The organism is Lacticaseibacillus sp. 22 (assembly GCF_055413445.1).
Genome location: NZ_JBVAYD010000012.1, coordinates 1 through 19,149, shown reverse-complemented (window position 1 = coordinate 19,149; position 19,149 = coordinate 1). Strand labels below are relative to the sequence as shown.

Genomic DNA, 19,149 nt, shown 5'->3' with positions numbered 1-19,149 from the left:
AGAAATTATGGAGGAATCAACCAATGACTCATCATGGATACCAAGCTTTACTCGCGACAGTTGCATTATCGGCAGGGCTACTGGCTTATGGTGCCACAACCGTCAGTGCTGACGATGCGCGGACCGTTACCACCCAAGGAACGGTTAAAATCATGCAAACCGACACCAAACCGGATATTTTAAACCCGTTAGCGCCACAAACCAAAACGCCAGGAACCTTTGCCGGGGTGGATAACACGACTCATGCTGGCGGCGAAGGTTTAACACTGGACTATGTTTCTCGCTTCAATTTTGGACCATTGAAACTGGATGCCGTTAAAGATGCCGTGGCATACGCCGAAGCCGATCAGTGGGTGACTAAAGACGGCAAGAAAACAGCGGCGCCTAATCACATTCAGGTCACTGACAAGCGACTTGGTAGCGATCGTTGGAAAGTCAGTTTAAAAGCGACTGATTTGAAGTCCGAAGAAAAAGATAAAGCCGGCAAAGTGACCAAAACCGTGGTCTTGCCAAACGCGGCAATCTCCTTGCTTGAAAGCAGCGTTATCGATGGCCAAGCCAAAGATGCGAGTGCGCGTTTCGGACTCAACAAAGCGATTAAGGTCTACACTGGCGATGCGCAAGCGGTTGATATTTTGAGTGTTAGTGACGGTCAAACGGCTAAAGGAACCTTCATGGATCTGTTTAATCAGAAACAAGCAGATAAAGGGGTTGCCTTGACGGTGCCAGCCAAAAGTTATGCAACGGAAGGGCTCAAGTCGGGAGATTTTTCCACCACGCTGACTTGGACGCTGACCAGGGCGCCACTGTAAAACCAAATGAGAGCAAATCAAAGGCTAGTGTGGGTGGCAGTCTTAATTGGCATTGTTGTTGCGGCACCGGCAACGATGACCCATGCTGACGAAAAGACTTCCGTGGCTCATGTTCGCATTCTGGTTGAGCCGATGAGCGATCCCAAAATTGTGAAGGTTGTAACGCCGGATTCGCCAGGCGATGATCGGCTGCCTACCTCTCGCCAGAAGCCGGCAATGGCCGATATAAGCAAAAAGAAAGCCACTAAGCCTGCAAAACTGCCAGCGCTACAAGAAGCTTCATATCTGATAACTGTCTTAGCAGGCGTCTTTTTCTGGCTGGGTCTCTTACTGGCATATTATCTGCATCAATCTCGAAAACTAAAACACTAAGAAAGGAGGCGCCGTTGCACGTTTGCGTCGATGGTGCCACACAAAAGATGAAAAAAAGTATATGGATCGTTGGTCTCTTGGGGTGGGTCATGGTACTCTTTTCCGGCATGTGGCAGCAATCTGCACAAGCGGCAGGCGAAGGGTTTACGGTCAAAGCTGAGTTGCCGGAAAATCAGCGGGGTACAAGTGCGAGCTACTTTGATTTACGGGTGAGTCCGAATCAAGCGCAGACGTTAAACGTTGTCATTCAAAATCGTCAAGCTGATCCCGTGACCGTGCTCATCAAGGTGAACCCCGCCTTCACAAACGATAATGGGGTGGTCGAATACGGCGAACAGGTGGGTCGAACGGATGCGTCATTAAAGGTCAATCTCAAAACGTTATTAAAGGCCCCAACGGAAGTGACGATCCCGGCTTTAAGCCAACAAACAGTACCTTTGCAATTAAAGTTGCCCGCGCAGGCATTTGCCGGGACGGTTCTTGGTGGCCTGCAATTTATGGCTAAACCAGATGAAAAAGCGACAACGAGTGGCGCAGTTGCTAATCGTTATGTCTACGCACTCGGTGTTGTTTTAACCGAATCTGATCAAGTCGTGCCACCGAACTTGAGGGTGCAGGAAGTGAAGGCGGTCAGTGATCATGGTCACAACGCCATTCAAGCCAATATTCAAAACTTTGAACCGGCGATGCTCAAAGACCTGACTGTAGAAGGGAAGATCTTTGAGGCAGACGGAAGCAAAACACTGTATCAAACGCGCAAGCACGAACTCAAGATGGCACCGAACTCAAACTTTAATTTTAAGGTCGATCTCAATGATGAACCGTTAAAACCGGGAAAATATCGTTTTGAGGGGGTCGCAAAGGCAGGCGGTAGAACATGGCACTTCAAGAAAACATTTATGGTCGCGCAAAAAGAGGCCGATGACCTGAATGCTGCCGCTGTTAAAAAAGCACCTGCCCAAGCGAATGCGATTGACTGGCGCTTAATGATTTTAGCAGGGTTAGTCGTACTCCTCACCATTAATGTAATTGCGTTCAAACGTTATGCGCGGCATCATCGCGGTGCTTAATTTGAAGGCTTTCAAGACATCTGTTCTGTGTTGCCAGTGTGATGGCAATTCAGTTATCTCTGAGAAGAAATGGGCTTTATGACCAGATCTGCGGTTAAACAAAAAAGCTAATCCATCGCGGGTTAGCTTTTTTCGCATCTCGATTTTGCATGAAAAAAAACGACTCATTGTGGCATTCAAGGCGTACTTTATTAACCGAAATGCGTTCAACTCCTTTGTAGACCACGACTCCAGTCAACGGCAAGATACATGATGGCGACCATCGCGATTGTAAATAAAGTCAACAAGTCGCGGGTCACAAACAGATAAAAGAAAATGAAATTCACGATTAAAAAGCAAGTTCGACATAGCGCTCCCACTTTTGATGACGAGATGATAGCACTTGAGATTCGATTAATCGCTGGATTCTTTCTAAATAAGAGCATCGTAATCAGTATGATAGCTAGGGTGCCATAAAAAAACATGAGCATTATTTATTCACATCCTTTATTTTAAGAGAGAGACTTTCGATGATTAAAAATTAACAGATAAACGTATGCCGGTCAATGATTTTACGAGCGGATGTGAACTTTAGTAAATTAATAGTAATTAATTATAAATAAATCTAGTATTTTCCCTTGCTTGTCCTCCGAAAGATCGCATTCACACATATGCAATAAAGCAATGACGATCTATACAAGCCAGTGGACAAGCGCATGTCGGGCTGTTAATGTTAGCACTAGCATGATAAAGTCAGTATCAGGGCTTGACGGTTTGACTCACCAAGATGCAAATCGGTCTTTGGCCTGACTGACAAAATGTTTTGATCTGGTTATAATAGTTATAGATAGTTGAAAGGAATGAACGCAATATGCAAGAACGCCGTGTTGTAAACGAGGCCGGCTTGACGCAGTTCTTCTCCCGCATCTACACCTTGATGGGGAGCGGGCTGGTTGTGACGGCGCTCGTAAGTTATTTACTAGGAGTTACCCTTAAGAATGATTACATCAACTTTGTGGGTGCTCATCCAATTATCTTTTGGATTATGACAGCATTGCCGCTGATCCTGTCCTTCTTTGTGACTGGACGGCGGGCCCAGGCAAGTCCGGGTTATGCAACTTTAATGTTTTATCTGATGTCCGCAAGTTTTGGTTTCACTTTTGCTTCCGTTGCGATGGTTGCAAAGACATCTAACCTTGCAGTTGCATTGGCAACAACGGCGGTAGTCTTTTTCGTCATGTCCATGGTTGGCCATTTTGGCAAGCGTGACCTGAGTAAGGCGGGAAATATCGCGATGTCTGCATTGTTTGGCGTCATCATCATGATGTTGGTTAACATGTTTATGGGTTCAAGCGGCATGCAGATGTTGATTTCTTATGCGATCTTGATCATCTTCATCGTGTTGACCGCTTGGGACACTCAGCGCCTGAAGAACTTATACTTGACGGCTGGCAGCGATGGACAAGCAGCTATTTCCACCAGCTCACTAGCCGTTGTCGGGGCGCTTATGCTTTATCTTGATTTCTTAAACCTATTCACCGCCATCTTGCAGATCCTAGGCGTTGGCGACAACAACAATTAATAAAAGCAAAAGTCGGTCAGAAACCGGCTTTTTTTATGTGAGCGCGAGCCGGCGCGGTTAGAAGTCGGAGTGTAAGCGGCCTTAAGCGTGATGGCCCGGTCTTGGCCATTGCGCTTAAGGTCCTTACACGCAGACTTCTGCGCCGGGGAGCGCGTTATAGAAAGTGAGTGTCAAGGACTCAGAGTGTAAGCGGCCTTAAGCATGATGGCCCGGTCTTTGCCATTGCGTTCAATGTCCTTACACGTAAGCTTTTGCACGAAGAAACGTGTATCAATGGACGGCCACCACCCACTGCAACCTATCAAACCGCAACGGCTATGAGATGATCCCCCTTAACTAGGAACGTGCCGTCACAAAGGCAAAGAATTTGGTACAATAATGATGACAATTAACTCATGTCATCGATAGCGGTGGTTTGAGAAGAAAAGGAAGCTCATATATGACGAGTCAAACTAAATTATTGTTGATTGACGGCAACTCAATCGCATTCCGTGCCTTTTTTGCCCTGTACAATCAACTCGATCGTTTCACCAATCAAGATGGGCTGCACACCAATGCCATCTACGCATTTAACAATATGCTCGAGATTGTTTTAAAGTCGGTTAAACCAGATGCTGCCTTGGTTGCGTTTGATGCTGGCAAGACGACTTTTAGAACAGCTAAATACGCGGATTATAAAAGCGGTCGGGCGAAGACGCCAAGCGAGTTGTTAGAGCAGCTGCCGTATATCAAGGAATTACTCGACGATATGGGCATTCAGCATTATGAACTCAAGGATTATGAAGCTGATGACATTATCGGAACGATGGCTAAGCGAGCTGATGATGCAGGGTGGCAGACAACAATCGTGACTGGTGATCGTGATTTAACGCAATTAACGACGGATCAAACAACGGTGCAGGTCACGGTCAAAGGCGTTAATGAACTTGAGGCGTACACGCCGGAACACGTTAAAGAAAAGCTTGGCATTACCCCCACTCAGATTATTGATCTAAAGGGGTTAATGGGTGATACGTCAGATAATTATCCAGGGGTCACCAAGGTTGGCGAAAAAACGGCTTTAAAACTGCTAAAGCAATATGGCAGTATCGAAAACCTTTACGCCAACATTGATGCGATGAAGACTTCCAAAATGAAGGAAAGTCTCATCAATGACAAAGACAAAGCGTACCTGAGCAAGCAGTTAGCCACAATTGACCGCGATGCACCTGTGACCATCGATCTTGCAGACGTAAAGTATAACGGTCCCGATTTGGCGAAGTTACGCGATTTCTATACTAAGATGAATATGAATTCCCTGTTGAAGAAAATTGGCGGGGATGTTGCAAAACCGTCACAGCCTGTACACTATTCCGTTTTGGATGACCAATCAATTTTGGCGCTCACGAAAACAACCGAACCGTTAACCTTTGAGATTGAAATGTTAGCGGATAATTATCATACCGCTGAACAAGTGGGCTTTTTCATTGGGACTAAAGAAGAAACTTACGTCAGCACGGATGTGTCATTGTTGACGATTCCGGAAGTTGCTAAGTGGCTTGGTGATTCAAACCGCGACTTAACGGTGTTTGATGGCAAGCGCAATATTGTGGCTGCTCATCGTCTTGGCCTGAAGTTGCCGGACATTGCCTTCGATGTTTTGTTGGCCTCGTATCTGATTAATCCAGATGAAAATAGCAATGATCTGGGTAAAATTGCAGAAGACCATGATTATCATGACTTGCCTCGCGATGAAGATGTATATGGTAAAGGTGCTAAGCGTCAAGTGCCTGAAGATAAACTGCTGTTTGAACAATTCGCTCGTAAGTCTCAGGCCTTATTCGCCTTGCGTCCTGATTTAACCGAAGACTTGGCTAAACAGGAACAGACGGATCTTTTCACGGACATGGAAATGCCACTGGCGCGGGTTTTGGCAGAAATGGAAATTCAAGGTATTACGTTAAATGCTCAAACCTTAAAGGACATGGGAACCGAATTTTCGCAAAGCATTAAGGTGTTGGAAGAAAAAATTTATGGTGAAGCCGGCGTTAAATTTAATCTGAATTCTCCAAAGCAATTAGGCGAAGTGTTATTCGAAAAACTTAATTTACCAGTGATTAAAAAGACCAAAACCGGTTATTCCACCAGTGTCGATGTTTTAAACGAATTGAAATCGGCTAGTCCAATTGTTCAGGATATTCTGGATTATCGCGGCTGGGCCAAACTAAACTCGACTTATGTGGTGGGTTTGTTGAAAGCACAAATGCCGGATCATAAAATTCACACCCGTTATTTACAGACACTGACGCAAACCGGGCGCCTGAGTTCCGTTGATCCGAATATGCAAAATATTCCAGCACGGGATGAAGGTAAGATTATCCGGAAAGCCTTTGTCCCTTCTCATCCAGATTGGCAGATTTTTAGCTCGGATTATTCGCAAATCGAATTACGCGTGTTATCGCATATTTCGGGTGATGAGAATATGCAGCAAGCCTTTAAACACGGCGTTGACATTCACGCAAATACCGCCATGAAAATTTTTGGCCTCGATTCACCTGATGAGGTCACGCCGGATATGCGCCGGCAAGCCAAGGCCACGAACTTTGGGATTGTATACGGCATCAGTGACTATGGCCTAGCACAAAATATCGGGATTTCGCGGAAACAGGCCAAGGCGTTTATCGACGGTTATTTTGAACAATACCCGAAAGTCCACGATTACATGGAAAATATGGTCAAGAAAGCGCGTGAAGACGGCTATGTTGAAACGCTCTTCCACCGCCGTCGTTATCTGCCCCAGATTCACTCCCGCAATTTCAACTTGCGCAAGTTTGCGGAACGAACGGCGATGAATACGCCGATCCAAGGGAGTGCCGCAGATATCATTAAAGTCGCGATGATTCGCATGCAAAAGGCGTTGGATGAGGCCCATCTGCAGGCGAAAATGTTGCTGCAGGTACACGATGAATTGATTTTTGAAGCTCCGACTGCTGAAATGGCGCAACTTGGCCAATTAGTGCCTAAGATTATGGACTCGGCTGTTTCACTGGCGGTACCTTTGAAAGTCGAAAGTCATTATGGACCGACCTGGTTTGATGCGAAATAAGGAGAACTCATGCCTGAATTACCTGAAGTTGAAACGGTTCGCCGTTCCTTGTTACCGTTAGTCAAAAATAAAAAAATCACCGCGATTAGCACAAACTGGGAGAAAATCCTAATTAATGGTCTGGCAACCTTTCAAAAACAGGTTGTGGGCGCTGCTGTCAACACGATTGATCGCCGCGGTAAGTATTTACTGATTCGGCTTAACAACGGCATGACGATTGTCAGTCATTTGCGCATGGAAGGCCGCTATTACGTTGTTTCGGATGCCAAAACGCCGCTGGATAAGCATGATCATGTGACGTTTACCTTTCAGGATGGCAGCCAGTTGCGTTACCGCGATCTGCGTAAGTTTGGCCGAATGCGGCTAATTCACACTGGTCAGGAGCAATTGGTGCCAGCACTGGCCAAGCTAGGGCCGGAGCCGACTGCTGCTACTTTTAGCGAAAGTGACTTTGCCCAAAAGCTAAAGCGGCATCATAAAGCCATTAAATCGGTTTTGCTGGATCAAACTGTTGTGGCCGGAATCGGTAATATTTACGCGGATGAGGTTTTATGGCTCAGCAAGCTCAATCCCCTGCAGCCAGCTAATACCTTAACCAAGGCGGAGATTCACACGTTACATGATGCGATTATCAAGGAATTGGACGACGCCATTGCCGCTGGCGGTACCAGTGCCCATACTTACGTTGATGCAGAAGGCAATCGCGGTTCGTTTCAGGATGCTTTGCATGTCTATGATCGTGAAGGGACGCCTTGTGATCGTTGCGGCACCACAATTGTCAAAATTAAAGTCGGTCAACGCGGCACGCATTATTGCCCGCATTGCCAGCCGCTACATCGAGGGGGGCAACTGGCATGACCTTTTTGTTAGGGCTGACAGGCGGCATCGCGTCAGGCAAATCAACGGTAAGTCGGACATTTAAAGCGGCTGGGTTTCCGGTGGTGGATGCCGATGTGATTGCCCGGCGCATTGTTGAACCGGGTCAACCGGTGCTTGCGCGAATTGTCCAAGCGTTTGGGCCGGGGGTCTTACGCAAGGACGGGACCCTTGATCGCGCCAAACTGGGCGACATTGTGTTTTCGCAGCCGGGACGTATGGAAGCATTGAACCAAATTAATCGCCCGTATTTGCGTGCAGCGATTAATCAAGCGCTTGCTCAAGCCAAAGCAGGCGGTGCCGCCATCGTTGTCGGGGATATCCCGCTTTTGTATGAAGCTGACTATGCCGATGCGTTTGATGGCGTTGCGGTGGTGACGGTTGATCCCGAGGTGCAGTTGGCGCGGTTGATGACGCGCGATGGCTTGACCAAAGAAGCGGCCCAAGAACGCATCGCTTCCCAAATACCATTAGCCAAAAAAGCGGCAATGGCTGATTTTGTGATCGATAACAACGGGACACAAGCCGCGACGATTGACCAGGCAAAAGCCTTGATTCACCGGCTTGAGCAACTATCATAAGCGGCTTGCACGTGCTATAATAAGCTATCAAACTTTGATTAAGAAGGTGGAGTCGTGCAATGTCCCCATTGCCATCATAATAGTTCGCGGGTTGTCGATTCGCGTCCCACAGACGGCGGTCGGGCAATCCGGCGTCGGCGTGAGTGCGAGAACTGCGGGTTTCGTTTTACAACTTTTGAACGCGTTGAACAGACCCCGTTATTGGTCATCAAAAAGAATGGCACGCGGGAAGAATTTAACCGCGAGAAGATTCTTAAAGGGCTCATCCGGGCTGCTGAAAAACGGCCGGTGACCATGGAACAAATGCAAGGGATCGTGGATTCGGTTGAAAATCAACTGCGCGCGATTGGTGAAAATGAAGTTTCCAGTCAGGCTATTGGCGAATATGTCATGTCGAAATTAGCGGATGTCGATGATGTCGCTTATATTCGCTTTGCCAGTGTTTACCGCCAATTTAAGGATATGTCCGTCTTCATGCAAGAGCTTCAGGATATGATGAAGAAGGAAAAGACTAAGAAGTAAATGTGATTGAAGTAATCAACAAAACGGACCTGAGGCGATTGTCTCAGGTCCGTTGTCTGAAAAGAGGTGAATGTCATGCAGCGCCCTGATACGTTTATTCCGCAAGCCGGGTTTGTGTTGACCAAAGCAGGTTATTTTAGCGACTTTGACGAAAAAGTGGCAGTTTCGCTTTATCAACCCTTAGTTGGCCCGGTTCCGATGGCGCTTTACCTGAGCTTATGGCAAGAAGTCAAAGACCGCGCCTTGGTCACGGATCGGCGGCCGCAACTTTGGCTGTTGGATCTTTTGGATATTGACATTGAGCAGCTGTTTGTTGCGCGCGTGAAATTGGAAGCAGTGGGGTTATTACGCACTTATTCGCAAGTTGACTCATTGGGCCGTTATTATGCGTATGAACTTTACCCACCGGTGAGTCCCGATGCCTTTTTCAAAGATGACCTGTTAGGACTCCTGCTGTATGACAAAGTGGGCGAGAATCGCTACGATGAATTGGTAGCCAAGTTTAGCTTGAAACCGGTGCGGCGTCCGGAATGGCAAGAGATTACCGCCAGCTTCTTGGATGTGTTTCGCTTTGACCATGACCTCAGCCAGGAACCACCGGCTGTTGTGGCCGCTAAAGAAGCCGTGACCCAAAAGCCGGCAAATCGTCCACGGTTGGGAAGCGGGGATGGCTACGATTGGGACTTATTAAAATCGTTGTTGGCCAATAGCAATCTGCAAACCGGACAACTGACTAAACATCAAGCGGCACTTTATCAAGTAGCGGCATTTTACGGCTTGCAACCGCCTGATTTTGCCCGCTTGATCAGTCGCGCGACCGATGTTATGACGGGAAAAATCGATTTGAATCAACTGCGCCGGCTAGCCGAACAAAGCTATACGCGCCAGCAGCCACATGCCAAACCGCAAACTCCAACCCAGACGCCAAAAGTAGCAAGTGCTGATGAGGCATTGCTTAAGCGGGCCAAAAGTATGCCACCGCGGCAGTTTTTAACTGCGGCGAAACAGGCTAAAAACGCGCGCATGTATCCGGCTAACAACGAACTGCGCGCCATTCAGCAATTGAGTGAGCGCAATGTTTTTGACGCACCGACGATTAATATTCTGATTGATTATATTCTCAGAACCAACGACAGTATTAATCAGGCGTTGTTGGATGCGATTGCCAACAGCTGGTTAAAAGCCAATGTAACCAGCCCGGAAGCTGCCTTAAACCAGATCCATGCGTTTGAGCATCAAAAGGCGACTGGCCAAAAACGTCGTCAAACTCAAACAAAAGGCACGCGGCAAGAAAAACTACCGGATTGGGCCAAAGAAGGTTATCAGCCAAAGAAAAGGAAGGTCAGTGAAGCTGATCGGCAAACCTTGGCTGCCCAATTGGAGAAACTTCGGCAGCTTGGTGATAAAGGAGGTAAGAACTAATGGAAGATATGCGCAAGCGTCTGGCCATGTTGATGGATTCCCGACAGTGGCGGGAGCGGTATTTTAAGATGGTCAAAGAAGCGTTGCAGGATCCGGAAGTCCAGACTTTCCTGAAGCAGCATGAAGCGGATTTAGCCAATGATGCCATTGACCGCGGAACTGCCAAGATTTATGAATTTGTCAGTGAGCGTAACAAGATTGCCCGAGGCGAATTACCATTGGCGCCTGGCTATCAACCCAAGCTTGTCGTGGCAAACGGTTTGATTGACGTGGCGTATGAACCGACTGATGCGAAAGTAGCGGCAGACGAAGAAGCCAAGCAAGCCTCATTGGTGACCTCGGTGAACATGCCTAAAGATATTCGCGATGCAAGCTTGGACAGTTATGATCCAACCGATGACCGACTTGATGCACTTTTGGCCGCAAACCGGTTTGTTTTAGCGGTTGTTGCCGATCCTAAGGCGTTTCATCAGGGATTATATTTAAGTGGGCCGTTTGGGGTTGGCAAGACATACTTGTTAGGTGCGATTGCCAACGATTTAGCAAGCAAAGGCGGTATCGCAACCACATTAATTCATGTGCCGACGTTTGTCGTTGAAATGAAGAACGCAATCGGCAATAACAGCGTGTTGAAAAAGATTGATAGCGTGAAGCGGGCACCGATTTTAATGCTTGATGATATTGGCGCCGAAAGCATCAGTCCATGGGTTCGGGATGACGTACTGGGCATTATTCTGCAATATCGCATGCAGGAGAAAATGCCGACGCTGTTCAGTTCAAACAAGAGTATGGCCGAATTAACCGAGTCATTGGCAGGGACGGACCGTGGCAACTCGGAAATGTTAAAAGCCAAACGCATTATGGAGCGGGTACGGTTCTTGGCAAAAGAAATTACCGTTGACGGTGAAAATCGCCGGAACCCTTTGGCAGATTAAAGGTTTTTTCAATAGACGCTACTATTCATTCACTAGATGCCATGTTGGGGCGATTCGTTTTGATAATCTTCAAAATTGAAATAATTATTTATAGAAGGGCGCTAGTTTTTACACGAAATCACAGAGATGAACAATGCGTTGTATTTAATGGCTCGGCGAATTCGAATTTCAAAAACCCTATCCGCGAGTACTAGATTTAGTGGCCAGCATCGGGGCAACGACAAACAGCAAAACGTTAAGTGACATGCTATCTGAAGTAGTATGGACAGTGAGTGTTGCTAAAAAGTTATTGATTGCTGATTACTATTATCACTGCAAATATCGATGTTAGATACCACTAGTTTAAGGATCTAGGTAGTAAAATATGCTCCCTAAATTGAAAAATGCTACAATGACATGTTTGAATACAGATCACTCTGCTTAGACGAGCTTTCCAGGGGATCGGGCTTTAGCGGTAACTGGTGCTAAAGATAGTTTTTTTAGCCTTTAAAAATATTTCGATTATGATAAGCAAGAAATTTGGTTTGGGGTTTATCCTTAGTGGGTTGGCGTAGCAGCTTTCCTTTAAAAGGGGCTAGTTCTTGGTAAAGATGAGTGTCTTCAGTAACTTGTGATGATAATCGGATAGTGTGATCAAATGCATCAAATGTAATCAGCCCTTGGTCAAAAGCTTTATCCCACAGTGGCGATAGACAGATTACGTTGCTGGGATCTAACCGATTTTCTGGTGAAGACGCCCAAGGGATTATATGTGATGCAATTAACAACGAGCGAGTATGGATTCCAGTGACTGCACATTGATAACCATAGTTCAGCCGCACCAATTCGGCGAGTTGATTTTGTCCGATTCTCTCTTTACGAGGCTCGACTTTCTCCGTTAGCTCGGGTTCATGGCGTTGAATGTGTTGGTATACAGCAACGTCTTCTTGGAGAATTTCAGGAGTGAGAGGTAACGAAGTCTGACTATCCATATGGTTTAAGACAACATTTAGAAGTCCTTGGAAATCGGTTTGTTGAATTTCAGTCATGCCGTATTGATTGAAAAAGTACAACCAATCTTGCCTAGTTCGTCGACGAAACGACCAGGGAAAATCTATTAAGTCCTCAGGGGTGAGATAATATGTGAATGCAATTGGGTTGACAATCTTGGCATGTTGATTGTTCTGGGCATCGTGAGTGATTGGACCTATTTGACCAGCACCAAAGAAATACCAAAACTTAGAACTGCCTTTTGGGCGACGGTAGATGAACCAGTCTCCGGTGCGCACCTTGTTAAATTGACGGGAGTTCCAGTGATATTGAGAGAAATCTTGGTCAGAGTAGTTATTTGCTGAAGTTGCGCCCTTTGTATCAAGAATGAAGAATCGTGTATCTGGTGTGATGGACTGACTCATCAAGGTACTGAAATCTGAATTGTTGGCTACATTTACGTAATTTTCGGAAAAATCTTTTAATGACATATTGTAGTATTTCAGCAGCATCATAAGGGTGTCTAATTTCACGAGAGCTTGACCATTTTCAATGCTAGCTAAGGCGTTAAGTGAAAGGTCATTATGATCGACAACGCTTTGACGAGTAAGGTGTTGGTCCAGGCGAAGTCGCATCAGAGCACTTCCAAATCTCGTTTGGATAATTTGCTTTTCGTTTTCCAAGGTATATGCCTCCCCATTTGTCAATAATCGTACCGGAGAAGTATATTTATTTTATACCAAGTGGACTTGGTATTTTACCCTTTCAGAAAATTACTTGCACCAAAGCGGACATTGTGGTTCAATGTAACTATCGAAGACGGAAGCAATAAAGGATCATCTACTAGAGAGTAAGGCCGTGGCTGAAAGCCTTGCAAGATCTGATCCGAACCACTTCTCGAGATTGCCCTAATGGCCCTGTTGCGCAGGTTACGCGCCAATGAAGTGGCCCGCAGCAAGACTGTCGGCAACCTGGGTGGAACCGCGATCACAAATCGTCCCTGATGTCTCTTAGGAGATATCAGGGATTTTTTTGTGAGCGCGAGCCAGCGCGGTTTTCCTCCCCAACTCAGAAGTGGTACTCGGTAAAATGGTTTCTTCGAAAAAACGACAAAGGAGTCTTACTTATGGCATTAGATATTACGTTTCCAGATGGCAGTGTCAAACAATTCCCTGATGGTACAACGGTAAAAGCCATCACGGAAGGCATTAGCAATAGTCTGGCAAAAAAGGCCGTTGCTGGCAAACTGGACGATGAATTGATTGCATACAATGAACCGATTGCCCATTCTGGCAAGCTGCAGATTATGACCAAAGATGATGCAGAAGGGCTCACGGTTTTGCGGCAGACGGCGGCATTTGTTTTAGCAGCAGCACTCAAAGCATTGTACCCTGATATCCATTTTGGCAAGGGCCAAGCCATAGAAGACGGTTTTTACTATGATACCGATCGTGCGGATGGACAAGTCAGTGTTGATGATTTACCGACAGTCCAAAAGAAAATGGAAGAAATCATTAAGGCTAACGCTGCTTTGGAGCCAGTGGTGCTCAGTCGGGCAGAGGCTTTTGACCGCTTTAAGGACGATCCGTTCAAAAAGCAACTGGTCGAAGCTGCCGGCGATCCGATTAAGGGTTATAAGCTAGGCGATTTTGTTGATTTTGAAGAAAAAGTCTTGCTTCCGAGTCTTAAGGATTTGAAGCATTTCAAACTGCTGTCGGTTGCCGGGGCTTATTGGCAAGGTAAGAGCAGCAATCCGATGCTACAGCGGATTTACGGGACCGCTTATTGGAGCGAAAAAGGCCTTGAAGATGATGCCAAGCGGCGTAAGGAAGCGGCTGAACGTGATCACCGGGTTATCGGCCGCGACTTGGATCTTTTCTTCGTTGATCCTAAAGTCGGCGCTGGGTTGCCGTACTGGATGCCAAATGGCGCAACGATTCGGCGGGTCATTGAACGCTACATTATTGACAAGGAAATCGCCGATGGTTACGAACATGTTTACACCCCTGTGCTTGCCAACCTTGACTTGTACAAGACGTCCGGCCACTGGGATCATTATCGTGAAGACATGTTCCCGCCGATGGACATGGGCGATGGCGAAATGCTCGAATTACGTCCGATGAACTGCCCAAGCCATATTCAGATTTATAACCATCACATTCGGTCTTATCGAGAATTACCACTGCGGATTGCTGAACTAGGGATGATGCATCGGTATGAAAAATCAGGTGCTTTGTCTGGTTTGCAACGTGTTCGCGAAATGACTTTAAACGATGGCCACACATTCGTTGCGCTGGATCAAGTCCAAGAAGAATTCAAAAAGATTCTGCGTCTGATCATGGATGTTTATGAAGACTTCAACATTACCGATTACAGCTTCCGGCTTTCTTATCGTGATCCTAAGAATACCGAAAAGTATTTTGATGATGACGAAATGTGGACCCGTAGCCAAAGCATGTTGAAAGGCGCTATGGATGACTTGCACCTAGACTATTACGAAGCCGAGGGTGAAGCAGCCTTTTATGGTCCGAAGTTGGATATCCAGACTAAGACCGCGCTTGGCAACGATGAAACCATGTCCACGATTCAGTTAGACTTCATGTTGCCGGAACGCTTCAACTTGACTTATGTCGGCAAGGATGGCGAGGAACATCGGCCTGTCATGATTCACCGTGGGATTGTCGGTACGATGGAACGGTTCATCGCCTACCTGACCGAAATTTATAAGGGTGCTTTCCCAACCTGGCTGGCACCAACACAGGCCGTTTTGATTCCGGTTAACAATGATCTGCACTTAGACTATGTCAACCGCATCAAACGCCAGATGCAGGCAGCCGGGTTGCGCGTCAAAGTCGATGACCGCAATGAAAAGATGGGTTATAAGATTCGCGAAGCCCAAACCAAGAAGATTCCATACACGGTCGTTGTCGGGGACAAAGAACTCAACGATGCGGCGGTATCCGTACGGCGGTATGGCGATGAACATACTGAAGAAGAAGCGGGTAATATGTTCATCGATGCGATGGTAGCTGAGGTTAAGAACTACAGTCGCGACGGCAAAACCAAGCCGGGCGAAGCTAATAAGGTTTTAGGTGACTAATTCATTTAGTTCCAACGAAAAGATCTGGGCAATTTAGCTCAGATCTTTTTAATTGCCGTTGAAGGATTAGCGCAATCTTAGGATAAAGATCTCGCGGTTTCACGACATTTTGTGATGTATGATACACTAAACTCATTTAAAACCCACATCAAAGAAAGGGTGACTAGGTGTTTATTGCGTTATGGGCTTCTTGGCTCGTCTTGTTCTTCGTTACCAAAATATTAGCAGCGGTCTTATACTTCGCTGTCTTGCTGATCTATATGAAACTGCCGTGGCGCACCCCTAATCAACGCGGCTACTGGCTAATCGCTCATCGTGGCCGCGGATTATTGATGATCATGGGATTCGTGATGTTGTTAACCGCGGTTGCCGCATATGGGATTGCAAATTGGTGGTTCGGCAAGATCGAATTCCAGCCCCAAGGCGTTGCGGTTTTCGGTAGCGTCGGGATCGTCTTGTTGTCCTGGCTACTTGGATTACCTAAAAAATTACGCGCTTTTCGAGAAAAAATTAACGCGGATCAACAGCAGGATAAAGGAGATGACCATGATGAGTGATGAACCACAAGTTAAAAATCCCCAACTGATTCACCTGATGCATTTATTACGTGAGGATCAAAATGATGAAACGCGAGCAGCTTTTTACGCGGGGTTAAAAACAGCTAAATTTATGTTACCGGTTGGCACGGCGCGGACAGGGGATCCGACAGTGGTACTGTTGACGGATGATAATGGCCACGATTTTTTACCCATTTTTACCGATCAGGCCAGTTTTGCCCAAAGTCCTGACCATGACCATTTTGCGGTTGCAACCATTGACGATTGTGCGAATTTTCTCTATGAAGACCACGATATTCAGGGCGTTGTAATCAATCCGTATGGCGAAAACATGGTCTTAACCCGCGCCAACCTGTTTTATGTTGCTAAACCGGATCAAGCCGAACATGGCGAGGCTGTTCGTCTTTCTGAACCGCCTAAAGAAGCGGCTGATCTTGTTTCACGTCTGCAAACGTACTTGCCGAAAATGGCAACGATTCACGCTGCATATTTAGCAACCATGATTCGAGCCAACGATGCCAAGAGTTTATTGTTGGTAGTGGATGCTGACGAAAACGCCGACTTGCATGCGCTTGTTGCTTTTGCAGAAGCCTATTTACCGGAGACGCTGCAATTTCATGTCAGTCCGGCTGATAATGAGCTTGGTCGGTATGTGAGTGGTGAGTTTGAACCATTTTATCAACGGTAACAGCTGGAGAAAACACTATTTCGGCGTTGACGATTGTTTGATTTTTGAAAGTGAAGTCAATGATTTATTTTAAGCAGAGTCCGTCTTTGGGCATCTGCTTTTTTTATAAAGATAGTCAATTTAAACGGCCGTGGTCAATTCCAGAAAATTTTGTTAGTCAGGTAGGGAAAAGATACTAACAAAAGTAGTATCAGCGACAAGATGGATATAGATAAAAGACTGAAAAGCGTTGTTTTAAAAGTATAATTGGAATATACTTTTAACATTAATTGAAGGAGGTAAGAATTTATGTGCAAAATATCCAAAATGCTTGAATTAATCGCAGAAAGTCACCGCATTGTTGCTTTTACTGGTGCCGGAGTTTCAACCGATTCGGGAATTCCCGATGTCGATGGTATTTTAAGTATTTTAAACCGAGACAGTGACTATCATGGGGACGCTTATAACCTTGTTAGTCAACGTTTTGCGCGAAGTGAGCCAGCAACGTTTTACCGTATTTATCGAAAAACATTTTTTCACCCAGATGCACGGCCAAACAGTTGTCATCATTTTTTGGTTGACCTTGAAAAGGCTGGAAAGTTAGCCGGTGTCGTCACTATGAATATTGATTATCTACACCAAAAAGCCGGCAGTCGGCAGGTTTGTGAGTATTGGGGTGATATGCGAAAAAACCGTTGCGTAAATTGTAACCGACTTTATGACTGGAGTCTCTTGGAAAACCAGAATATTCCCAAATGTCGTATCTGTGGAGGACTCATTATCCCGGATTTTGTTTATCGAGATCTAAGGACTTATCCAAATGAGGTGGCAAACGGTGAGAAAATGATCGAGTCGGCAGATTTGCTTCTCATTCTTGGAACGAAACGTCGGGCAAGCAGCTTCCCGAGTGCTATTAAAAAGATTGTTGTTAGTGAATCGGCTTCCCCAGAAGATGGTGTGCTTACGATTAATCAAAATATAAACGATTTGTTCATTGATTTATCAGAGAAATACCACGCGTTGTATTGATGTAGCACGAAATTTAAGTCCATTAGTTGTTGGCTTGTGACCGGAGAAATCCAGTGGCGTTTTATTTTGTGACGAGGTAAAAACTGAGATTAACAGGTGCTTTTTAGATTAATAGGTATATTTAGGTTATATCTAATAATCTTATGGTGCAATTCGTAAGGTAGCAATGAAAGAAGGAAAAGTATTGACAGTGAAGAAAAAGGTTATCATGATGGTTGCACTTATTGGAGCATTTCTAACGGTTCTCGATACAGGCATTCTCTATACTGGAACCGTCGAGTTGGCAGCACAGTTGTCGTTAACACCTAGTCAGCTTTCTTGGGTTCAAATGGGTTATGTTCTCACATACGCTGGTTTTATGTTGTTAGGTGGCAAACTTGGCGATATGTACGGCAGAAAAAACTTTTTTATTATCAGTTTACTTCTATTTGCTACAGGTAGTTTGGCGGTAGGTCTATCGGTGAACGCTCCTATGATTATTACCTTCAGGACAATTCAGGGTATTGGAGCCGCTATTTTGCAACCAACCTGTCTTGCCATCATAACGGACACATTCAGGGGCGAGGAACTTCAAAAGGCGATTGGGTACTATGCAGCCGTCATTGGAGCTGGTGCGGTAGTTGGGATTGCTTTTGGCGGTTTCTGTGCAGCGTTTGTTTCATGGCGGCTTGGTTTTGTAATCAATGCTCCGCTAGCTTTGATAATGGGAGTTGTTGCGGTGAGGGTTTTATCGAACCGTCAAAAGAAAACCGTCGAACTTGATTGGGTAGGTAATCTACTGTCCGTGCTTGCTATGGTCTCACTAACCTATAGTCTTGCTGGCAGTCATAGACCAATCTTAACGTTAACGCTTTCCGGAATGTTTTGGCTCATGTTTATTATCAGTCAGTTACGCACAACTAAGCCGATGATGCCTCTTGTCATTTTTAAGAATCGGGTGCGGGTGGGTTCTTACATTGGCTCACTTTTATTTTCGGCGGCAGGAGTGATTTTCTGGTTCTATATTCCTCAGTTCATGCAAAGAGAATTTCATTATACTGCGTTTATTGCCGCCATCGGAATGATACCCATGTCAATTTTGCTATTCTTTGTTGCGTTACAAGCGCGGAAAATTGTGCAATTATTCGGTAATAGTCAAGTTATGCTTGTAGGCCTCTTTCTTGTGTTTGTTTCGGCAGTTGGGTTGGCCGTTTTCGCAGGTTTGACAAACTATTGGTACATTTTTCCATTCACATTGACGTTCGGTGCTGGATTTGCCTTGGCTTTAACACCACTAACTTCTTCGGCAATGGCTGATATCCCTGAAAACATTAGCGGAGCCGCATCTGGCGTCTATAATACGACCAGACAATTCGGTGCGGCTTTGGGGCTTGCTTTGGGGTTGGTTGTTACGTCCGGGACAACGAGTGTCATTCACATTTTTCAAAATGTTATGATTTTGGCAGCAATCTTGCTCATTATGGGGATTTTATTTGTCATGACCCTTGTTTTGAGAAAAAGTAGGGTTGAAGATGAAGATCAAATTTAGCTATAAAGGTTCCGAATCTCTGCAAAACAAACAATGAACGAGTAGTATGGTGAATTAGTTAAT

16 protein-coding genes are annotated in these 19,149 nt (G+C 45.7%); 15 read left to right on the top strand and 1 reads right to left on the bottom strand.

Features of this window, described 5'->3' with window-relative positions:
• Nucleotides 1-23: 23 nt before the first annotated feature.
• The 10 genes from ACWP87_RS07335 (at nt 24) to dnaI (ending at nt 11,236) form a co-directional block, all read left to right on the top strand.
• On the top strand, nt 24-812 hold the full coding sequence (locus tag ACWP87_RS07335) for a WxL domain-containing protein (RefSeq protein ID WP_014569735.1): 789 nt from the start codon (nt 24-26) through the stop codon (nt 810-812).
• A gap of 6 nt (nt 813-818) precedes the next feature.
• On the top strand, nt 819-1,184 hold the full coding sequence (locus ACWP87_RS07330; protein WP_029943844.1) for a hypothetical protein: 366 nt from the start codon (nt 819-821) through the stop codon (nt 1,182-1,184).
• 14 nt (nt 1,185-1,198) lie between these two features.
• Complete coding sequence (locus ACWP87_RS07325; protein ID WP_014569733.1) at nt 1,199-2,254, top strand: DUF916 and DUF3324 domain-containing protein; 1,056 nt, start codon at nt 1,199-1,201, stop codon at nt 2,252-2,254.
• An 850-nt stretch (nt 2,255-3,104) separates the two neighbouring features.
• Entirely contained in the window at nt 3,105-3,815 is a 711-nt protein-coding gene (locus ACWP87_RS07320) for a Bax inhibitor-1/YccA family protein (protein ID WP_014569732.1), read from the top strand.
• 439 nt (nt 3,816-4,254) lie between these two features.
• Nucleotides 4,255-6,900 (top strand): DNA polymerase I, encoded by a 2,646-nt coding sequence (polA, locus tag ACWP87_RS07315; RefSeq protein WP_014569731.1) that lies wholly within the window; start codon nt 4,255-4,257, stop codon nt 6,898-6,900.
• 9 nt (nt 6,901-6,909) lie between these two features.
• Nucleotides 6,910-7,758 carry a DNA-formamidopyrimidine glycosylase gene (mutM, locus tag ACWP87_RS07310; RefSeq protein ID WP_014569730.1) on the top strand — a complete coding sequence of 283 codons (849 nt, stop codon included), beginning with the start codon at nt 6,910-6,912 and terminating at the stop codon, nt 7,756-7,758.
• Nucleotides 7,755-8,357 carry a dephospho-CoA kinase gene (gene coaE, locus ACWP87_RS07305; RefSeq protein WP_014569729.1) on the top strand — a complete coding sequence of 201 codons (603 nt, stop codon included), beginning with the start codon at nt 7,755-7,757 and terminating at the stop codon, nt 8,355-8,357. The genes mutM and coaE overlap by 4 nt, the downstream gene beginning before the upstream one ends.
• 54 nt (nt 8,358-8,411) lie before the next feature.
• On the top strand, nt 8,412-8,879 hold the full coding sequence (nrdR, locus tag ACWP87_RS07300; protein ID WP_005687991.1) for a transcriptional regulator NrdR: 468 nt from the start codon (nt 8,412-8,414) through the stop codon (nt 8,877-8,879).
• 75 nt (nt 8,880-8,954) lie between these two features.
• On the top strand, nt 8,955-10,301 hold the full coding sequence (locus ACWP87_RS07295; RefSeq protein WP_014569728.1) for a replication initiation and membrane attachment family protein: 1,347 nt from the start codon (nt 8,955-8,957) through the stop codon (nt 10,299-10,301).
• Nucleotides 10,301-11,236: a primosomal protein DnaI gene (gene dnaI / locus ACWP87_RS07290; protein WP_005689761.1), complete on the top strand. Its 936-nt coding sequence runs from the start codon at nt 10,301-10,303 to the stop codon at nt 11,234-11,236. The genes ACWP87_RS07295 and dnaI overlap by 1 nt, the downstream gene beginning before the upstream one ends.
• A gap of 479 nt (nt 11,237-11,715) precedes the next feature.
• Here dnaI and ACWP87_RS07285 read toward each other — a convergent pair whose 3' ends face one another.
• Nucleotides 11,716-12,888, bottom strand: a complete 1,173-nt coding sequence (locus ACWP87_RS07285; RefSeq protein ID WP_014569727.1) for an HNH endonuclease — start codon at nt 12,886-12,888, stop codon at nt 11,716-11,718.
• 443 nt (nt 12,889-13,331) lie between these two features.
• Here ACWP87_RS07285 and thrS point away from each other — a divergent pair, with 443 nt between their 5' ends.
• The 5 genes from thrS (at nt 13,332) to ACWP87_RS07260 (ending at nt 19,086) form a co-directional block, all read left to right on the top strand.
• A complete protein-coding gene (gene thrS, locus ACWP87_RS07280) occupies nt 13,332-15,305 on the top strand; it encodes a threonine--tRNA ligase (protein WP_005687985.1) in 1,974 nt (657 codons plus the stop codon).
• A gap of 167 nt (nt 15,306-15,472) precedes the next feature.
• On the top strand, nt 15,473-15,862 hold the full coding sequence (locus ACWP87_RS07275; protein WP_005687984.1) for a hypothetical protein: 390 nt from the start codon (nt 15,473-15,475) through the stop codon (nt 15,860-15,862).
• Nucleotides 15,855-16,550: an enhanced serine sensitivity protein SseB C-terminal domain-containing protein gene (locus tag ACWP87_RS07270; RefSeq protein ID WP_005687982.1), complete on the top strand. Its 696-nt coding sequence runs from the start codon at nt 15,855-15,857 to the stop codon at nt 16,548-16,550. Before ACWP87_RS07275 ends, ACWP87_RS07270 begins: the two co-directional genes overlap by 8 nt.
• 288 nt (nt 16,551-16,838) lie before the next feature.
• Nucleotides 16,839-17,558 carry an SIR2 family NAD-dependent protein deacylase gene (locus ACWP87_RS07265; protein ID WP_005687980.1) on the top strand — a complete coding sequence of 240 codons (720 nt, stop codon included), beginning with the start codon at nt 16,839-16,841 and terminating at the stop codon, nt 17,556-17,558.
• Between the two features lie 166 nt (nt 17,559-17,724).
• Nucleotides 17,725-19,086, top strand: a complete 1,362-nt coding sequence (locus tag ACWP87_RS07260; RefSeq protein ID WP_014569726.1) for an MFS transporter — start codon at nt 17,725-17,727, stop codon at nt 19,084-19,086.
• Nucleotides 19,087-19,149: the final 63 nt, after the last annotated feature.

What these genes read in the sequence shown, in the direction of transcription:
- ACWP87_RS07335 (WP_014569735.1), top strand. Translation starts at nt 24, where the DNA reads ATGACTCATCATGGATACCAAGCTTTACTCGCGACAGTTGCATTATCG.
- ACWP87_RS07330 (WP_029943844.1), top strand. Translation starts at nt 819, where the DNA reads ATGAGAGCAAATCAAAGGCTAGTGTGGGTGGCAGTCTTAATTGGCATT.
- ACWP87_RS07320 (WP_014569732.1), top strand. Translation starts at nt 3,105, where the DNA reads ATGCAAGAACGCCGTGTTGTAAACGAGGCCGGCTTGACGCAGTTCTTC.
- polA (WP_014569731.1), top strand. Translation starts at nt 4,255, where the DNA reads ATGACGAGTCAAACTAAATTATTGTTGATTGACGGCAACTCAATCGCA.
- mutM (WP_014569730.1), top strand. Translation starts at nt 6,910, where the DNA reads ATGCCTGAATTACCTGAAGTTGAAACGGTTCGCCGTTCCTTGTTACCG.
- coaE (WP_014569729.1), top strand. Translation starts at nt 7,755, where the DNA reads ATGACCTTTTTGTTAGGGCTGACAGGCGGCATCGCGTCAGGCAAATCA.
- ACWP87_RS07295 (WP_014569728.1), top strand. Translation starts at nt 8,955, where the DNA reads ATGCAGCGCCCTGATACGTTTATTCCGCAAGCCGGGTTTGTGTTGACC.
- dnaI (WP_005689761.1), top strand. Translation starts at nt 10,301, where the DNA reads ATGGAAGATATGCGCAAGCGTCTGGCCATGTTGATGGATTCCCGACAG.
- thrS (WP_005687985.1), top strand. Translation starts at nt 13,332, where the DNA reads ATGGCATTAGATATTACGTTTCCAGATGGCAGTGTCAAACAATTCCCT.
- ACWP87_RS07270 (WP_005687982.1), top strand. Translation starts at nt 15,855, where the DNA reads ATGAGTGATGAACCACAAGTTAAAAATCCCCAACTGATTCACCTGATG.
- ACWP87_RS07265 (WP_005687980.1), top strand. Translation starts at nt 16,839, where the DNA reads ATGTGCAAAATATCCAAAATGCTTGAATTAATCGCAGAAAGTCACCGC.
- ACWP87_RS07260 (WP_014569726.1), top strand. Translation starts at nt 17,725, where the DNA reads ATGAAAGAAGGAAAAGTATTGACAGTGAAGAAAAAGGTTATCATGATG.